15 protein-coding genes are annotated in these 17,718 nt (G+C 42.4%); 7 read left to right on the forward strand and 8 right to left on the reverse strand.

Features of this window, described 5'->3' with window-relative positions; translation table 11 throughout:
* Positions 1-42: 42 nt before the first annotated feature.
* The 6 genes from dgt to PCIT_RS19825 all read right to left on the reverse strand — a co-directional run bounded on the left by dgt (position 43) and on the right by PCIT_RS19825 (position 6,901).
* A complete protein-coding gene (gene dgt, locus PCIT_RS19800) occupies positions 43-1,521 on the reverse strand; it encodes a dGTPase (RefSeq protein ID WP_010367444.1) in 1,479 nt (492 codons plus the stop codon).
* A 150-nt stretch (positions 1,522-1,671) separates the two neighbouring features.
* Positions 1,672-3,246 (reverse strand): cytochrome-c peroxidase, encoded by a 1,575-nt coding sequence (locus PCIT_RS19805; protein ID WP_010367446.1) that lies wholly within the window; start codon positions 3,244-3,246, stop codon positions 1,672-1,674.
* Between the two features lie 221 nt (positions 3,247-3,467).
* Complete coding sequence (locus PCIT_RS19810) at positions 3,468-4,223, reverse strand: helix-turn-helix transcriptional regulator (protein WP_010367448.1); 756 nt, start codon at positions 4,221-4,223, stop codon at positions 3,468-3,470.
* Complete coding sequence (locus tag PCIT_RS19815; RefSeq protein WP_010367450.1) at positions 4,210-4,998, reverse strand: helix-turn-helix domain-containing protein; 789 nt, start codon at positions 4,996-4,998, stop codon at positions 4,210-4,212. The genes PCIT_RS19810 and PCIT_RS19815 overlap by 14 nt, the downstream gene beginning before the upstream one ends.
* Before the next feature lie 103 nt (positions 4,999-5,101).
* Positions 5,102-5,878, reverse strand: a complete 777-nt coding sequence (locus PCIT_RS19820; RefSeq protein WP_010367452.1) for a helix-turn-helix domain-containing protein — start codon at positions 5,876-5,878, stop codon at positions 5,102-5,104.
* A gap of 792 nt (positions 5,879-6,670) precedes the next feature.
* Positions 6,671-6,901 carry a helix-turn-helix domain-containing protein gene (locus tag PCIT_RS19825; protein WP_010367456.1) on the reverse strand — a complete coding sequence of 77 codons (231 nt, stop codon included), beginning with the start codon at positions 6,899-6,901 and terminating at the stop codon, positions 6,671-6,673.
* Between the two features lie 232 nt (positions 6,902-7,133).
* On the opposite strand from PCIT_RS19825, the gene PCIT_RS19830 reads away from it, so the two are divergent.
* The 4 genes from PCIT_RS19830 to PCIT_RS19845 all read left to right on the forward strand — a co-directional run bounded on the left by PCIT_RS19830 (position 7,134) and on the right by PCIT_RS19845 (position 11,852).
* Positions 7,134-7,583 (forward strand): hypothetical protein, encoded by a 450-nt coding sequence (locus PCIT_RS19830; protein ID WP_010367458.1) that lies wholly within the window; start codon positions 7,134-7,136, stop codon positions 7,581-7,583.
* A 107-nt stretch (positions 7,584-7,690) separates the two neighbouring features.
* Positions 7,691-8,068, forward strand: a complete 378-nt coding sequence (locus PCIT_RS19835; protein ID WP_010367460.1) for a hypothetical protein — start codon at positions 7,691-7,693, stop codon at positions 8,066-8,068.
* A 161-nt stretch (positions 8,069-8,229) separates the two neighbouring features.
* Positions 8,230-9,690 carry a PepSY domain-containing protein gene (locus PCIT_RS19840; RefSeq protein ID WP_010367462.1) on the forward strand — a complete coding sequence of 487 codons (1,461 nt, stop codon included), beginning with the start codon at positions 8,230-8,232 and terminating at the stop codon, positions 9,688-9,690.
* A gap of 38 nt (positions 9,691-9,728) precedes the next feature.
* Positions 9,729-11,852 carry a TonB-dependent receptor gene (locus tag PCIT_RS19845; RefSeq protein WP_010367464.1) on the forward strand — a complete coding sequence of 708 codons (2,124 nt, stop codon included), beginning with the start codon at positions 9,729-9,731 and terminating at the stop codon, positions 11,850-11,852.
* Between the two features lie 108 nt (positions 11,853-11,960).
* Here PCIT_RS19845 and PCIT_RS19850 read toward each other — a convergent pair whose 3' ends face one another.
* Positions 11,961-12,401, reverse strand: coding sequence for a hypothetical protein (locus PCIT_RS19850; RefSeq protein WP_010367466.1), 441 nt, complete (start codon positions 12,399-12,401; stop codon positions 11,961-11,963).
* A gap of 1,503 nt (positions 12,402-13,904) precedes the next feature.
* Between PCIT_RS19850 and PCIT_RS19855 the strand changes: the two genes are divergently transcribed.
* From PCIT_RS19855 to PCIT_RS19865, 3 genes are all read left to right on the forward strand, one after another.
* On the forward strand, positions 13,905-14,090 hold the full coding sequence (locus PCIT_RS19855) for a hypothetical protein (RefSeq protein WP_021032175.1): 186 nt from the start codon (positions 13,905-13,907) through the stop codon (positions 14,088-14,090).
* Positions 14,091-14,102: 12 nt separating this feature from the next.
* Entirely contained in the window at positions 14,103-14,300 is a 198-nt protein-coding gene (locus PCIT_RS19860) for a hypothetical protein (protein ID WP_192992830.1), read from the forward strand.
* Positions 14,301-15,030: 730 nt separating this feature from the next.
* Positions 15,031-15,216, forward strand: coding sequence for a hypothetical protein (locus PCIT_RS19865; protein ID WP_021032164.1), 186 nt, complete (start codon positions 15,031-15,033; stop codon positions 15,214-15,216).
* Between the two features lie 950 nt (positions 15,217-16,166).
* On the opposite strand, the gene PCIT_RS19870 is transcribed toward PCIT_RS19865, so the two are convergent.
* A complete protein-coding gene (locus PCIT_RS19870; RefSeq protein WP_010361741.1) occupies positions 16,167-17,717 on the reverse strand; it encodes a HEAT repeat domain-containing protein in 1,551 nt (516 codons plus the stop codon).
* Position 17,718 lies beyond the last annotated feature (1 nt).

Here is a 17,718-nt window from a genome sequence, read left to right on the forward strand (position 1 = left end):
GGGTGTGAAAATAACAGCATAAAAATGTATAAATAAAGTATTCTAATCTGCAACAACGAGGGTTCTATACGTATCGTAAGCGAACTGATCGGTCATGCCGCTTACAAAGTCTTGTAATAGGCGGCCTCTGTAATAAAATTCAAATATAGGGTGTTGTGTTTGTTCAGGTGTGAGTTGGTTTATTGTTTGTTTATAAACGGCAACAAACTTGGGTGAAATACGGTTCAAAAGCCGTGTTTCAATAGGAAACCCTCTGTCTTTGTTAATGATTTGCATAAATTGTTGTGCGTCTAGCTCTAATAGCCGTCTATATTCATCTAAAATACCCGAGGTTATTTTATAGCCTTGTAGTTCCAACTCTTCGACTTCTTTATGACAAAAAACATGTTTGAGCGCAACGTTCTTAAGCGTTTGTGTAATGGCATATTGGTAACTTTGATCTTCAAGCAATGCACTATTAAAGCTGCCGTGATATACCGCCTCTAAGTTGCCAATAAATCGAGTGGCTGCGTGTTTAACTAACGTATGAATAAGCCCAACTCTAAGCCAAATAAAAAACTCATTTTCAAAGTTTGCCAAGTTCTCACAGGCACGCTCATAGGCATAGGTGCATTTATTGGCAACAAATTGCTTATATACTTGCTCCGACGGAGGAAGGGTACTAAGAATGCTTTGATATTCCTCTGCTAATAATACTTTTAATGTATCGACACTAATAAAGCCTTTTTCTACAGCATCTTCAATGTCTGCAAGGCAATACGCAATATCGTCGGCTGCTTCCATAATGTATGCGGCTGGGTGGCGGTGCCCAACTGTGATATGTAGCGCGTTACAAAGCTGGTTAACAAATTGTTGTTCGCTATAGTAATAGCCAACCTTTTTTTGTAGGTAACTGGTTGAGCTTTCTAATGGAGGCTTTGGCTGGGTAGCACAGCGGGTATATTTTAAAATGCTGGCAGTTTGGCAATAGGTTAAGTTTAGGCTAGATAGGGTGTGGATGATCCGAATAGCCTGAGCGTTGCCTTCAAAATTACATAAATCAAGCAGTAGCTGCGTTTGAAGTGGCATGTCTTCATTGTATTTATGGGTGCTTAGCAGTGGCATGTTTGGCGCGTAAGTGGGATGCTGTGATAAGTACCGTTTAAACCAATCGTTGATTGCTGCTTCACCAAAATGGCCAAATGCGGGGTTGCCAATGTCGTGCATTAGGCAAGCCATTTCAACGAGTGATTCAAGCGATGTGGCTAAATCATCATATAATTCTGGTGCGAGCTTTTGCTTTTTTAATTCTTTAACAATGGTTTGTGCGATGTATCGACCATTTTGCTGTACTTCTAATGAGTGGGTTAATCGCGAGCGAACAGCAGCGTTGCGCTCAAGAGGGAAGACTTGGGTTTTTTGTTGTAATCGGCGTAACGCGGCACTGTTAATAATACGACCTCGGTCACTTTCAAGGCTACCTTGCACCGATTTTTGTGGGTTATGCGGTCTTAATGCGTTGATCTTTTTATTAAAGTCCATTTTTAGCTCGAATATTAATCATAAAATCATTGTATTGAGTCCTTGATAGAATGTAAATTTTTTGACCATTTTATTGAGTTGAACTAAAAAAAGAGTTGATACGCACATAGGTACGTAGCAACTCATTAATGGTTGGGAGGTGTAAACTGGTTAGGGTGTAAAACGGGCTCTTAATTGCAAGTTGTCTGGGTCATTGCTTGAATTGCTTGGTACCCATTGCTGAATACAGTTGGTATCTGTGGCGCAGTGATCTGTGAGTGCGTGTAAAAATGCAACCACGTCTTGCTGTTGCTCTGCATTTAAAACGGGTTTTACAAATCGAGATCGCTCAAAACGGTTTAATGCTGCTTGGCTATTTTGTTGTGCTTGGTCGTTTAATTCATCACAATTTTCGTTACCGGTAAATTGCGGTAATCCGCAGGCGCCACCGCGTTGAAAGAATTGTTCAATGCTTGTGGCTGGGTCCACATAGTGTGCAACAACTTGTTCTAGTGTTTCAAACGAACCAGCGTGGCCGTAGGGTGCGGTTAATGCCACGTTTAACAAGCTAGGTATGCGAAACGCAAATTGATTGCGGCGGGTAAGCTCTATCGCTGCTCTGCCAATATCGCTTTTATCAGGTTGAGTACCTATACCAAATTGCGGGTATGCAACATTGACAAACCCTTCGCGGGTAAAACGCGTACCACCGTGGCAAGTATCACACCCTGCGCCGCCGTTTTCACGGGGTGTAAAATATAATACTGCACCGCGTTTTTGTTGGTCGGTTAGGGCAGTGGGATCACCATTTAAATAACGGTGCCAATCTGAGTCAACCAATACCAATGACTGCTGATATTGTCCAAGCGCCAGCGCAATGCTATCAAAGGTAATAAGATTTTGTGCTGGTTCATCACTGTTAAATGCTTGTTGAAAGTGTGCTAGCCAGTCATTGGTATCTAAACTGCCTGTTTCGCCACCATAATCACCAATACGTTCTGCGAGGTGACGCCTAACCTCTTCATTTGTGGTGGCTTGTGGAAAGGCACTTCCGCGCATTTCTTCAACCGATGTAACCGGAAAACGAGAAAGCGCGGCAGTTAAGCTGTCGCCAGCATTTACATCAACACTATTAAACGTTGAATCAGGAGTACTAATTTGGTCGCTACGAACACCTTGATCGTTTGTAACCATCTCGACTCGCCCATCCCAAAAGAGGGTGCGGCGCATTAATCCGGTATTAAAAATAGTGGGGGCGTTACGCGGAATGGTCACTTCATTATTGAGTGCTTTTCGTTCAAGGCCTATTGCATCTGGGTCGATGGCATTGGTACCAATACTGAATGACAGCTGATCAGCACCGCCAAGCTCGGGGTGATGGCATGTGGCACAGGCGACGGTTTTTTCACCCCCTAGCGCTTTAGTAAAAAAGAGTTTCATTCCAAGTTGTGTGATTGGTTCATTTATACCGGGTGCGCGCCTGGCCCCCCGAATTGCGCTTCTAAGTCGCTTTTCAATAATTAAGTTAGCGAGTGCTTCATCAACTGTTGCATCTGATGAAATTACAGCCAAATTTGCGCTTATCAGGGTGGGAAGGGCGTTAATGTTACCTTCGTGTTCGTGAACGTTCACGCGCTCTGAGTTGATAAAGTTTGGTGTACTTGCTGATGCAGTGTCTACGAGTACAGCTGCTATCAATACTGCACTTATTAAAATGGGTTTTAGTACTAAAGAACTTGATTTCATATTTCAACCAATCAAAAACAACTAGGTAAATAAACAATGACAACTAATTGTGGAAGAAATGTGAATGATTGTGAAAAACGAAACTTCAAATGGTTTTTTAGTGTCGCTTTGTTTTGTTTAGGTAGTTCTTTATGGTTGCTTTTTTCGTGGTGTAGAGTCGTTTTAGTCTGGTTTCTATTAACTTAATTAACATAGTGCAAGGTAGTATGTTAGCGCCAAGTCTACTTATTCGGCTTCAGGTCTTCAAGTGCCATAGTAATGAGTGTTGCGATAACGACTGCCCACCCAAAATAGACAAGGCTCTCATAGTAGGTGTAAATAAAATTAAAGTTTTCGAATGCATATTGGCGATTAAGTATGAACTCGACTGCCGCAGCAGTCGTCAAGGCTGTAAAATAAGCAAATGTCATAGTTAATACTAATGAATATGAATAGCTATGCTTCCATAAGTGACAAAATGTATATTTTATCACTCTTCTTTGATTAATAAATATTATTAAAGCAAAAAATGAGAGTAGGGACTGAGACAAAAAAATGCTTGAAGAGTGCCATGCTGTTTTGTTTTCTAATCCTGCCAAAAAACTCACTAGAATTTGAAGTGAGGTATACTCAAGCAAGCTAGTTAAAAGAAGAATAACTGCAGTAAATGTTATTGAGCTACTTCTTCTGAAGATGCCAAAGACCAAAAACAACCCGAGAATAGCAACGTATGATGACATCATAATATCAGGTGTAAAATATGCAATTGTAGAGAGTATAAGTATAGAGTTTTTCATACCTTGCAATTGAGCTGCTAGTGGCTTTAAATCAATATTACAGGCTGATAGCCACCTAAAAAGCTGACTGGTTTTTGGCTCACACACTCCTTGCTCATAATTGATGATTGTGCGCCTATCGCAGTCGAGCTTTTTGGCCATATCGGTTTGCGATATACCCGCATTTTTTCTGACTGATTTTAGATCATTACCGTCTAGCATTACTATTCCGAGTTAATATACGTTCTGACTTGGTATTTCTAGAAAGAAACAATGATGAACATAACACAGATAATGTAAATACCCATCCTATATAGGTTAAAGTTCTATAATTTTGATAAATAATATCTAGGTCAAAAGTTGGATATACAACTCTTATTGTACTTTCAATTAAAGCAAGTAAAGCAATGATGATAAAGTATAAAAGTATGTATGAATGAGCTGTGTCACATACTTTGTCGTTAATGAAATTGGCTCTGGTAATATCTGTTCGTCTGACTTTTATTTTAAATATAGAAAATATGACACAGTAGGATGATAGCTGTATCAGGAAAACCCCCATCACATAGGGCTCATGTTCAATGTTGGGATATATCAGCTCACGAAAGTCGGTGAGAAACAGTAAGTAGCCCGTGATGTTGAGTGCCAGTAAAATCGCGCTTGTACTCACCAGGTTACGATTGCTGGTAAATACGGCATACAACAAAAAAAGTAACAGCGATAGGATATAGATAGGGCTTATAATAGAGGGGCCAAAATAAGAGAGCGTAAGCAATACCGCGGTTACATTTCTGAAATTTTTAACTTGTTCTAACAGCGGCTTAATATCAATTTTGCAGATTGATAGCCAGTTTAATAGCACACTGACTTTAGGTTCAAAGTAACCTTGTTCATAATTAATGACCGTTTTACGATCGCAATTTAACTTTGCTGCCATATCAACTTGCGAAATACCCGCGTTTTCTCTAATGGCTTTTAAGTCACTACCGCTAAGCATAAGTAATTCCAACTATTTACATGGCTTTATTGTACAGGAAATGGGGATTAATGGTGTGTTTCTTTATCGGTTTTAGCTTATTTTTATTGAATTATTTATGACGTTAGAGTTGTTGCTTTACCGTTTTTAGCTCTTTTTCATGAGAGGTAACCATTGCAGTCAGTGTACAGATGACTAGGGACATACCGATATATATTAAATTTTCGTAGTGGGTATAGAACACCGATAGAAACGTGTAGTTGTATTTTTCGTCTATGTAGAAGTCAATAAGGTGGAGTGTAGTAATGATAGCTAGATAGACATAGATGTTAGATAGTGTTTTTTCAAAAAAATAAACGGTTGGCTTTGTTGCTTCTTTTAAAGGAGATAAGCACCTCTTTGCCCGAGAATAAAAGATATAATACGCAGAAACACTAAATGCAACTTGGAATGAGTAATATAGAATTGCGATTAGTAGCTTGCTATTAAAGCACCAAAGTAAGAACTCGTAATAATAGTCAATCAATATGTACTCTAGAGTGTACAGTGATGCTATTATCAAAACAGCATGCGTTGTTTCTTTTTTACTTCTAACTATACCGTGCAGTGCACATACTGTGAGTATACCAATATATAAGAAGCTCACCTCATTTGGTGAAAGAACACCTAGTGTAAATAAAAGGAATAGACTTTCTTTTATATTACGAACCTGTGCAGCCAGTGGCTTTAAATCAACTTTACAGGCTGATAACCATCTAAAAAGCTGGCTGGCTTTTGGTTCGCACACTCCTTGCTCATAATTGATGATTGTGCGCCTATCACAGTCGAGCTTTTTGGCCATATCGGTTTGCGATATACCCGCATTTTTTCTGACTGATTTTAGAGCGCTGCCGTCTAGCATTACCAAATAAGCCTAATAGTTTTCATCTTACCTATGGGAATGCTGTTTTTTCATTTTATTGAACACAAGCTGCATAGTGAAAAGCAATCCGGTTGTAACTGACCAGCCAACATAAACTAAATTTTCATAGTTGTCATATAAGATCTTCAAAAAATTTAGATTAAAGACAAGCCTAAGAATAAACTCAATAAGAGCCAGTGCGCTGATTAACGAAAAATATAGGAAAACCCAGTGAAATAGCCCATCAAAATCATTTAAGTATATTTCTTTAGAGTTTGAAAATAATCGTGATATTTGAACTCTAAATATAAAAGCAAAAAACATCAAAATATTCAAAGCTAATTGCAACCCATAAAAAATCAAACCGTTTGCAACCTTATTACCCTCCATAAGCAAAGGCTCTATAGCACCTAGTCCGAATAATAAATAGCCTAAAGTGTTAATTGTTAATAATAATATACATATGTGGTATGCATTAATATTTTTTCTACATATACTAAATATAAGGTTAGACGCAATAATTATCATGTAAATGTATGTTGATACATGTGCGTTTTCAATTATTGTATAAAATATGGATAGTGATATTATTATGCCTAGAATTAATTGCGATTTAGTCATGGTTTTAGAGTGCTTTCTATTTTTTTATGTGATTTTGATAATGGTATGGGAGCTGCTGAATTTTCTAGGGGTTTCCATGGAAATGTACCGCCGGATACTTTTTTACATAAAAATTTAGTTAGTGATTTCATGGTTCACGCTACCTGTTTAATATTTTTTGATAAAATAGCTTTACTCATCTAGCTCTAACTTGTTTCTAATATTATCAATTTGCTTTAGCAGTGGTTTTATATCTACTTTACATATCATCAGCCATTTTAAAAGTTGTCCCATTTTGGGTTCGCCAACGCCAAGTTCATAGTTAATAATAGTCTTTCTGTCACAACTGAGTTTACTTGCCATTTGTGCTTGTGTAAATCCGGCCTGAGTCCGCATGGCCTTAAGGTCATCACCATTGATCACATCCTATCCTTAATATGTAGATGGAAAGGTTATTTTAATTATATTTAACTTAAATATAACATTGCGATCACTTAATGTAAACCTTGGTGCATATGATAATATTTATATTCTAATTAGTGAAGTACTTGTTGATATTTTGGTGCGATAAATTTGAGTTTTTCTCATTATTAATGGTCGTAGGCTGGTTTGTATTGGGGTTTTTAGTGGGTTGTAGGTGATTGGTATTGAGTAATTGGACCCTGACCTTCGTCAGGGAGACGAAGTTGGTTTTTTGGGTTTGGGTGCTGTGACTTATATGGGCCCTGACCTTCGTCAGGGAGACGAAGTTGGTTTGTTGGGCTTGGGTGATGTGATTTGTATGGGCCCTGACCTGCGTCAGGGAGACGAAAGAGGGTTGTTGGGTTTGGGTGCTGTGACTTGTATGGGCCCTGACCTTCGTCAGGGAGACGAAAGAGGGGAAAGGAGATTGAAGTGGGGGCTGGGATTGGGTGGTGTGATTTGTATGGGCCCTGACCTGCGTCAGGGAGACGAAAGTGGGGTCAGGGGTACAAAAGCAGGGAGACGGAGTGAGGTGTGCTTAATAATGTCGCAGTGGGTGTGGGTGGGACTGTCTTTTATTTGTCTCCCTGAATTCATTTCAGGGTCCATTGTTTTAAAGTGTACAGGCAGTGTGAAAGTATAGGGTTGATACTTTTTATTATCTTTTTTTACATGTGGGGAGATTTTTCCACACAATCTAGTTGATTATTGTTAACAGTTGGTTCTCATAGTAAAAAGGATAGGTCATTGATGACAAGTTTATTACCACTGGACGTGGCGTCTGAGTCTCTGCATGAATTAGGGTTAAAAGATATTACAAAGTACTCTATTGCAACAAAAAAATTGTACATTAAACACGTCTTTATTAAAAAGCTAGACGGTGATTTAGTAAAACCTAAGTTAACGTATACTGATTTGGAGTTTTTTGGAACGACTAACGCAGTGGAAGGTTACTGCTATGTGTTGGTGTATGTTTTTAACAAACGACGTAAGAAGTTTGATATGGCGTTTTTTTTAGAAGATGCAGAAGCAATTAAAGGCATTGATACCCTTGAAGCTAAAAAAAGAATGACTGATTTACATTCTATCTCGCGTAATATTCGAGGTGCTCTGTTAGGTCAATTTTAGTTTGCAAACGTGATTTACCTCTGTTTTATGTAATTTGCATGGTGCTTCCACTATTTCTCATTAAAAAGGATGTATTGTTTCTCCTGCGACATTATGTCACACGCTCACTGCGTTAATTCGAATTATACTCTCCCTTATCTTTCTGATATAAAAATAATAATATGATTAAGTCGTTGCTTGTTTGGCATAGGCGTTTTGCCTTATTGTGTGTTATTCCTTTTGTTGTTTGGGCTTTGAGTGGCTTGTTGCACCCCGCAATGTCGCACTTTGCCAAAGCTGAACGACTGAACACCCCATTTATTAAAGTTCCCAATCATATTTCTGCGGTAGCAGTACCTTTAAAATCGGTTTTAGTCGCCCACAACATCACGGCTTTTAGCCATGCAAGGGTGATTGAATATAATGCGGCCTATTACTATCAAGTGGCGGTTGCGAATGCTCCCTTGCCACACATTTATTACTTCTCAGTGGAAACGGGCTTAATAAATAGCGCTTTACATGACGAACGTTATGCACTTTATTTGGCGCAATCATGGGCTGAACAGGCCGCCTTGGGCACTGAATTAATTAACGAATTTAGCCCTGAATATGCTGAAATCAACCGTATCTTGCCCGTTCATCGCGTTACCTTACAAAACAAAAATCGATTGTATATTGATACGTTAAGCAGCCGTATTGCAGCGCATAATACGCCCCTGCGAGAAAGTTTGTCTTATTGGTTTAAGCAATTACACACCTTTGAGTTTATTGGTGAGCGACACAGCCTATGGCGCATGATCCCGATGCTGGCAATTTCATTGCTATTATTTGGCACTGGGGTGTTTGGTTTAGTGAGTTATGCCCTGCTATGGCGACGTTTCAAAAGTAAACGTATTAATACGCCAGTACTACACCGTTCATTGGGTGTTGTATTGAGCGTATGTATGTTGGGGTTTGCAAGCAGCAGTATTCATATATTAGTTGATAAGTTTGTTCCTGAGACGTTTAGAGCGTTGTCGCCTGGCAACGCTATTTTTACTGACCGGCTCAACCACGATCCATTAAAAGATGTGCTTGACTCAAACGGCGACAATTTTCAATTGGTGGCGGTGGGTGATCAAGTTGTGACACAGGTGGCTAAACAGGTATTTGTGCAAAAAAGGCCGATAGTTGAATTTAGTTATTGGCAAAATTCAGCGGCAAATATAACGAGCGTAGACGTTGCATTGGCACAGTTACAGCGGCAACTTAATGTCAGTGGTACGGTGCTTAATTGGCAAAAAATTGATAAGTTTGGTCAAACTTATGGTTTTATAAACAAGCGATTACCTGTTATTCAAATGAGTTTTGTGAATGCACCGGATGTGCTTTACAGTGTTGAGCCCCATACTGGGTTTATTGCTAACATAGAGACAAATTGGCAAAGCGCACGTAGTTGGCATTTTGGTTACTTACATAAATATCACTTTTTAAACCCGCTAGGCCGAGAAGTTCGAGATGTTATCGTCACAGGTATTATTATTGGCTTGGTATTGACCGCATTGTTTGGCGTTCGTTTGTATATTGGCCGGCGTAGGCGGCAAAAAAGTGCGATTGTGCGTCGTGGTTTATTGTTGTCGGGCCGTTATGTTGACAGCCACTAATTAAAAGATTATTAAAAAATAACTTAGGAATATCTAGAATGAAGCAGCGCTTTTGCTACTCACTTATCTCATTGTCTATTTTATCTGCGTGTTCAATCAACGCATACGCAAACGATGATAATGCGATGGCTGATATAGAGCAGATCACCGTTACATCGAGCCGTACGGCTAAATTAAATACACAGCTGGCGCTTAGTATAGGCAGCGTGTCGGAAGAGGTGTTGAATAATGACAATAGCCAACATTTGTCAGATTCTTTGCAAACTATTCCGGGTGTATTGTTGAACCAGTTGTCGGGTGGGCAAGGTCACAATGCCGCTATTCGTATGCCCATTAACTACGGCGGGTATACCTTGTATCTACAAGACAATGTGCCCTTACAGTCGGCGGCTTTTTATAATCATAATGCGTTATGGTGGGCGAGCAGTAATTCGTCTTTGTCGCGCTTAGAAGTAATGAAAGGGGCGGGTACTAGCTTGTATGGCTCGGGAGCAGTGGCTGCAACAGTTAATGTATTATCTGCGCCGGTTGACTCGAATAAAAATGCGGTAGGGCTAACCCTTGGCGAAGCCGGTTACGAGCGTTATCAGGGCAGTATTACTCAGCACTTTAGTGAAAATAATGGTGTGCGAGTGTCGGGTGCGTATTTAAATAATGATGGGTGGCGTGACAACAGCAGTGTAGAAAAAGCAGAGCTTAATGTGCTACATGAAGTGAGTTTTTCTGATAAGCATCAGTTTAAAACCAGTGTGATGGCGTCAAGCCTTGACCAACAAATGCTGGATGCACTTACGGAAGATGAGTTTAACGACGACCCGTCGCAATCTGGATTACCCTTAGAAGTCGTCAATATTGATCCTCGCCGTAAAACTGACTACATGCGTGTTAGCTCTGAGTATCAATACCATGGCGACGCTGTGTTTGCGTCGGTTATTCCTTATGCACGCTATAGAAGCAATGACTATATCGCGACGTGGCAACCTAATATGCCGCAAGTTGAATCGAGCGTAAAAACGGTTGGTATATTGGCACTGGCTAACTTTTCTCACAGCGATGGGTTTGATACCACTATAGGTATTGATTTAGAAAGCGCTAAAGGTGATGCACTTTCGTATCAAGCTGCCACGCGAACAACCACTGGCTGGGGGGCTGCAACTTATCCTAAAGGGCATATATTTTATAATGATGAGACCCGCTTTAGAGGAATTTCGCCTTATATTCAACATAATGGCGTAATAACAAAACAGCTTAGTTATAGCCTTGGGCTCAGGTATGACAATAATAAGTATGAGTTTAATAATAGTCTCCCCACTTATGACGACGATGGCTTTGGCAATCGATCTATTGCTGATAGAACAGATACATTCGACCATCTAAGCCCCAAGGCGAGCTTAAATTATCAGATGAATGATATCAGCAACGTTTATGTGCGTTTTGCGAATGCGATCCGTATTCCAACTGCGTCTGAGTTATATCATTTAAAAACCAAAGAAACGAGTGCGCAATTGAGTGCGTTAAATGAAGAGACCTCTGACACATACGAAGTGGGGTATAAGGCACATTTTGAGGCGCTGAGCATAGAGCTGGCGTATTATTTTATGGCGGTTGACGATGCGATTGTTACCGCTTATGACGATTTTGGCGCTTCTTATCGGGTGAATGCTGCGCGTGTTGAACACAGCGGCGTTGAGCTTGGTGTGAACTATGACGTTTCAGAGTCGGTGGCTGTTGCATTTGCTTATAGTCAATCAGATCATGAATTTGACCATTACATAGAAGACCAAGGGCGTATTGACCGTAATACGCAACGCAGTAAAGCGCAGGATTTATCTGGTAATAGTTTACAAATGGCCCCTGACTATGTGGCTAATGTGCGGTTGAATTACAACAGTGATGCTTTCGATGGGTTAAATGTGGTGGCTGAAATTCAAAGCATCGGTGACTACTGGATGGATGCTAAAAATACGCAAAAGTATTCTGGGTATACCGTTGCTAACGTAAAAGTGAATTACCTTTTAACGGATGCGTTAAAGCTTCATGTGCGCGTTGCTAATTTAACCGACAAAAAATACGCGTTGCAAGGAGAGTTACGCTATGGCAGAGAGCGTATTCAACCTGGAGCGCCAAGAACGGTATACATGGGGTTACACTACGACTTTTAACGGGTGATTGAGTTAAATAGCTATTTTTAAAGCGCATTTAGGTAATGCGCTTTTTTGTATTTGCCTCTTCAACCTAATACGTACTCAGTGGCTGATATAGCAATAGGTTTAGGCTTTATTGTTGAAAAACATACCGGCGTTACTCGCGCCGTTACTGGCAAATAAGCTTTGCACTAAGGTTGATGTCTGCTTTTTGATAATAAGTTGCACATTTTGCAGTTGTTCATCAAGTTGCGTTTTTAGCTCACCCAGTTGTTCGGCACTTTGCTCTTTTGTCAGGCTTGTGTCCGCGCGTACTTCACTCATTTTACTCTGTAGAATTTTAATGTTACCCACGATTTTTTCTTGTGCACTGATATCTGACTTTTCCTCGGTGGTTGTTTGATTGTCGCCGTTTGATTCAGTTTTTTCAGTCGTTTTTGCATCCGAGGTGGTAATTTGATCAGCAGTGACGGGTGTTGCCGTACTTTTATCTTTGTTAGTCGCATTCTCTGACAGGTTATAGCCATGATTTGAGTAAGCTTGTGGTGGTAAAGAGTTAAAGTTCATGTGTGACACGGTCCTTATGTGACGATATTTTGTCAGATGTTAGTTATATGAATATTAAGCACTTTTTATACCAGTTGTGTACGGCGTGGTTATTTAGAATAAGGTCTTCACTTTTTGACTCCCTGAATTTAGTTCAGGGTCTAGGTTGTGAGTAATATCTTGGCGGTAGGGGGTCATTGAGATGGACCCTGACCTGCGTCAGGGAGACGGTGGTGGGGTAGTGAAGGTTGGGGTTAATTGGCTGACCTTCGTCAAGGGGACGATTTGGAGATGGTGTGATGAGGCTGCTAAAGAGTTTAGTACGGCCCCACTTTCGTCTCCCTGAATTTATTTCAGGGTCTAGGTTTTGTGTTGCGTTTTTGGCGCTAGGGGTTAATTGGCGTGGGCCCTGACCTGCGTCAGGGAGACGATGATGGGGTAGTGAAGATTGGGGTTAATTGGTATGGGCCGTGGCCTTCGTCAGGGAGACGATTTGGAGGTGGTGTGATGAGGCAGCTAAAGAGCTTAGTACGGCCCCACTTTTGTCTCCCTGAATTTATTTCAGGGTCTAGGTTTTTGTTTTGCGCCTTGGCGTTAGGGGGTAATTGGCATGGGCCCTGACCTGCGTCAGGGAGACGATGATGGGGTAGTGAAGATTGGGGTTAATTGGTATGGGCCGTGGCCTTCGTCAGGGAGACGATTTGGAGGTGGTGTGATGAGGCAGCTAAAGAGCTTAGTACGGCCCCACTTTTGTCTCCCTGAATTTATTTCAGGGTCTAGGTTTTTGTTTTGCGCCTTGGCGTTAGGGGGTAATTGGCATGGGCCCTGACCTGCGTCAGGGAGACGGTGGTGGGGGAGTGAAAATTGGGGTTAATTAGTATGGGCCCTGACCTGCGTCAGGGAGACGGTGGTGGGGGAGTGAAAATTGGGGTTAATTAGTATGGGCCCTGACCTGCGTCAGGGAGACGGTGGTGGGGGAGTGAAAATTGGGGTTAATTAGTATGGGCCCTGACCTGCGTCAGGGAGACGGTGGTGGGGGAGTGAAAATTGGGGTTAATTAGTATGGGCCCTGACCTGCGTCAGGGAGACGGTGGTGGGGGAGTGAAAATTGGGGTTAATTAGTATGGGCCCTGACCTGCGTCAGGGAGACGGTGGTGGGGGAGTGAAAATTGGGGTTAATTAGTATGGGCCCTGACCTGCGTCAGGGAGACGGTGGTGGGGGAGTGAAAATTGGGGTTAATTAGTATGGGCCCTGACCTGCGTCAGGGAGACGGTGGTGGGGGAGTGAAAATTGGGGTTAATTAGTATGGGCCCTGACCTGCGTCAGGGAGACGGTGGTGGGGGAGTGAAAATTGGGGTTAATTAGTATGGGCCCTGACCTGCGTCAGGGAGACGGTGGTGGGGGAGTGAAAATTGGGGTGATGAGACCGCTAAAGAGTTTAGTGCGGCCCCACTTTTGTCTCCCTGAATTTATTTCAGGGTCTAGGTTTTTGTTTTGCGCCTTGGCGTTAGGGGGTAATTGGCATGGGCCCTGACCTGCGTCAGGGAGACGGTGGTGGGGTAGTGAAGGTTGGGGTTAATTGGCTGACCTTCGTCAAGGGGACGATTTTGAGATGGCTTGATGAGACTGCTAAAAAGTTTGATGTTGCCGCTTTTCGTCTCCCTGAATTTATTTCAGGGTCTAGGTTTTGTTTTGCGCCTTGGCGTTAGGGGGTAATTGGCATGGGCCCTGACCTGCGTCAGGGAGACGGTGGTGGGGTAGTGAAGGTTGGGGTTAATTGGCTGACCTTCGTCAAGGGGACGATTTTGAGATGGCTTGATGAGACTGCTAAAAAGTTTGATGTTGCCGCTTTTCGTCTCCCTGAATTTATTTCAGGGTCTAGGTTTTGTGTTGCGTTTTTGGCGCTAGAGGTTAATTAGCATGGGCCCTGACCTTCGTTAGGGAGACGATGGTGGAGTGAAGGTTGGAGATAGTGATAATGGTTTTGGGCATGGTGTTATGAGGCAGCTAAAGAGTTTAGTATGGCCCCACTTTTGTCTCCCTGAATTTATTTCAGGGTCTAGGTTTTGTTTTGCGCCTTGGCGTTAGGGGGTAATTGGCATGGGCCCTGACCTTCGTCAGGGAGACTGTGGTGGAGTGAAGGTTGGAGATAGTGATCATGGTTTTGGGCATGGTGTTATGAGGCAGCTAAAGAGTTTAGTACGGCCCCACTTTTGTCTCCCTGAATTTATTTCAGGGTCTAGGTTTTTGTTTTGCGCCTTGGCGTTAGGGGGTAATTGGTATGGGCCGTGGCCTTCGTCAAGGGGACGATTTGGAGATGGTGTGATGAGGCTGCTAAAGAGTTTAGTGCGGGCCCAGTTTTGTCTCCCTGAATTTATTTCAGGGTCTAGGTTTTGTGTTGCGTTTTTGGCGCTAGGGGGTAATTGGCATGGGCCCTGACCTTCGTTAGGGAGACGGTGGTGAGGGAGTGAAGGTTGGAGTTAGTTAGCATGGTTTTGGGTATGGTGTGATGAGACTGCTAAAAAGTTTGATGTTGCCGCTTTTCGTCTCCCTGAATTTATTTCAGGGTCTAGGCCCAGTTTTGTCTCCCTGAATTTCTTTCAGGGTCTAGGTTTTGTTTTGCGTCTTTGATGTTAGGGGTTAATTGGCATGGGCCCTGACCTGCGTCAGGGAGACGGTGGTGGGGTAGTGAAGGTTGGGGTTAATTGGCTGACCTTCGTCAAGGGGACGATTTGGAGATGGTGTGATGAGGCTGCTAAAGAGTTTGATGTTGCCGCTTTTCGTCTCCCTGAATTTATTTCAGGGTCTAGGTTTTGTTTTGCGCCTTGGCGTTAGGGGGTAATTGGCATGGGCCCTGACCTGCGTCAGGGAGACGATGATGGGGGAGTGAAGGTTGGGATTAATTGGCATGGACCCTGACCTTCGTCAGGGAGACGATTTGGAGATGGTGTGATGAGGCTGCTAAAGAGTTTGATGTTGCCGCTTTTCGTCTCCCTGAATTTATTTCAGGGTCTAGGTTTTGTTTTGCGTCTTTGATGTTAGGGGTTAATTGGCATGGGCCCTGACCTGCGTCAGGGAGACGGTGGTGGGGTAGTGAAGGTTGGGGTTAACTGGTATGGACCCTGACCTTCGTCAAGGGGACGATTTTGAGATGGTGTGATGAGGCAGCTAAAGAGCTTAGTACGGCCCCACTTTTGTCTCCCTGAATTTATTTCAGGGTCTAGGTTTTTGTTTTGCGCCTTGGCGTTAGGGGGTAATTGGTATGGACCCAGACCTGCGTCAGGGAGACGATTTGGAGATGGTGTGATGAGGCAGCTAAAGAATTTAGTGCGGCCCCTCTTTTGTCTCCCTGAATTTATTTCAGGGTCTAGGTTTTGTGTTGCGTTTTTGGCGCAAGAGGTTAATTGGCATGGACCCTGACCTTCGTCAGGGAGACGATGGTGTGGGAGTGAAAATTGGGGTTAATTGGCATGGGCCGTGGCCTTCGTCAGGGAGACGATTTGGAGGTGGTGTGATGAGGCAGCTAAAGAGTTTAGTACGGCCCCACTTTCGTCTCCCTGAATTTATTTCAGGGTCTAGGTTTTGTGTTGCGTTTTTGGCGCAAGAGGTTAATTGGCATGGACCCTGACCTTCGTCAGGGAGACGATGGTGTGGGAGTGAAAATTGGGGTTAATTGGCATGGGCCCTGACCTTCGTCAGGGAGACGGTGAACCGATATTTAGCAAAAGCCTCTGGTTTGTATTGAATAGAAGGAGAACAGAGGCGTATTGCTAGTTATTTCGCTGTTATGTGCTTTTAATACCTAATGTTTTTAGTCGTTTAAGAATGATCGGGTTTTGAGTGGTATTGTAAAGGCTTTGCAGTCTTGCTTTGTTGTATTGGCTGAGTACTAAACCCGAGTCAGATACAGCACGCGTGAACGCGTCCACAATTTGCACATCTGGGTTATCTAATATGGTGGCCACAACTTGATCGTGATATTGCGCCTTTGACGATAAGACTTTTACGGCATCGCGCTTTACGCCTTTTCGTTGATGGTTCAGTAATTTTGCAATGTGTGGCAACAGAGCGGTGTTTTTACTGTTAGCAGACGCCAAAATGGCCGTGCTTAAATGTTGTTCGGACTGTAGCTGCTCTGATAAGTAATGTTCAACGGTGCTGCTTTGCTCTGGCGTGAATTTAGCCATAGAGCCTAAATTAAGCAGGGCGGTTTTTGCGAGTGGGTTATTCGGCTTGTCTGCCAGCGCTGCAAGGGCATTGAATGATACGGTAGACGAAGCTCCAAAGCGGCCAAGCGCAATTAACAGCTTTTGCTTTATGTGTGTGGTGAGCCTGTCTGTTGTTAGTAAGTCGGCAAGCATTTGCTCGGCCAGTGGGCTTTGTTCTTTTTGTAAAGCGTAGATAATGGCCGAACTCAACGATGAATCTTGCTCTATCAATGCGATTAGTTCTGTTAAATCATATTCTTGTAGTAAAAATGCGCCAATGAGCTTGGCTAGAGTTGGGTCTAAGTTTGTTTGTAACTCTGCGATAGCCACATATAACGACGTTTCATCATTTATTGTTTGTGCTTCAATTTGTTTTTGTTGGCTCGCTAATGCGGCGTTTTTATTGGATGAAACGTTGGCAAATTTACGGCCTTGGGTCGTTAGCCTTTGAATATCTACCTTTTGGATTATGTGGTATTGCTGGTCGTTATTATGCCAGATGCTGTCAGATGAATAGTTTAGGTGCAGAGGTTGTTGGTTTGCATTGAGCGTTAAGTGCCACTGCTCAGACGTATCGCTTTTTGTTGTTATAGGTTTATTGCGATGTGAGGTCATTTGACGTTGCACTTCGTTATTAATACGTTGATAGGTATACGTCTTTTGCCCGTGTGCATCGTTAAATGTTAAGGGGCTCGCTTCAGAGAAGCTCAATAAGTCCAATATATTAGGCAATACATTTAGGGTGTGATCTGATGGCAGTGCTAATAAGTCAACGTGGGAAAATACCCCGTTATTTTCGGTAAATTTGAACGGTAGCTCCTTCACCAAAGTTTGCGGCTTAGCGTTGTTTGAAAACTCAATATCAGTGAGTAAACCTTGTTGCTCACCCGTGCCGTTAAAATGCATGTTCCAGTTGAGTGATGAGTGTGTAACGGGTGTGTTGTTTTGTGATAAAACGGCCGACTCAATGGTGACAGAGTAAGAGCTTGACTGAGACGGCAGTGTAACTTTAGACGGTGATTGTTGTGTGGTTTTTTGGGCAATTGGGCGTGCTGTGTTATTGCCAGTAAAATAAAAGATACCGATCCCCATACATATAAGTAATAACGCGGTGACTTTTAGCTTCATG

The organism is Pseudoalteromonas citrea (assembly GCF_000238375.3).
GTDB lineage: Bacteria > Pseudomonadota > Gammaproteobacteria > Enterobacterales > Alteromonadaceae > Pseudoalteromonas > Pseudoalteromonas citrea.

Coding starts and splice junctions, on each gene's coding strand:
- PCIT_RS19815 (WP_010367450.1), bottom strand. CDS start 4,998: ATGCTTAGCGGTAGTGACTTAAAAGCCATTAGAGAAAACGCGGGTATT.
- PCIT_RS19820 (WP_010367452.1), bottom strand. CDS start 5,878: ATGCTAGACGGCAGCGCTCTAAAATCAGTCAGAAAAAATGCGGGTATA.
- PCIT_RS19805 (WP_010367446.1), bottom strand. CDS start 3,246: ATGAAATCAAGTTCTTTAGTACTAAAACCCATTTTAATAAGTGCAGTA.
- PCIT_RS19835 (WP_010367460.1), top strand. CDS start 7,691: ATGACAAGTTTATTACCACTGGACGTGGCGTCTGAGTCTCTGCATGAA.
- PCIT_RS19870 (WP_010361741.1), bottom strand. CDS start 17,717: ATGAAGCTAAAAGTCACCGCGTTATTACTTATATGTATGGGGATCGGT.
- PCIT_RS19850 (WP_010367466.1), bottom strand. CDS start 12,401: ATGAACTTTAACTCTTTACCACCACAAGCTTACTCAAATCATGGCTAT.
- PCIT_RS19810 (WP_010367448.1), bottom strand. CDS start 4,223: ATGCTAGACGGTAATGATCTAAAATCAGTCAGAAAAAATGCGGGTATA.
- dgt (WP_010367444.1), bottom strand. CDS start 1,521: ATGGACTTTAATAAAAAGATCAACGCATTAAGACCGCATAACCCACAA.
- PCIT_RS19865 (WP_021032164.1), top strand. CDS start 15,031: ATGGGCCCTGACCTGCGTCAGGGAGACGGTGGTGGGGTAGTGAAGGTT.
- PCIT_RS19840 (WP_010367462.1), top strand. CDS start 8,230: ATGATTAAGTCGTTGCTTGTTTGGCATAGGCGTTTTGCCTTATTGTGT.
- PCIT_RS19860 (WP_192992830.1), top strand. CDS start 14,103: ATGGGCCCTGACCTGCGTCAGGGAGACGGTGGTGGGGTAGTGAAGGTT.
- PCIT_RS19855 (WP_021032175.1), top strand. CDS start 13,905: ATGGGCCCTGACCTGCGTCAGGGAGACGGTGGTGGGGTAGTGAAGGTT.
- PCIT_RS19845 (WP_010367464.1), top strand. CDS start 9,729: ATGAAGCAGCGCTTTTGCTACTCACTTATCTCATTGTCTATTTTATCT.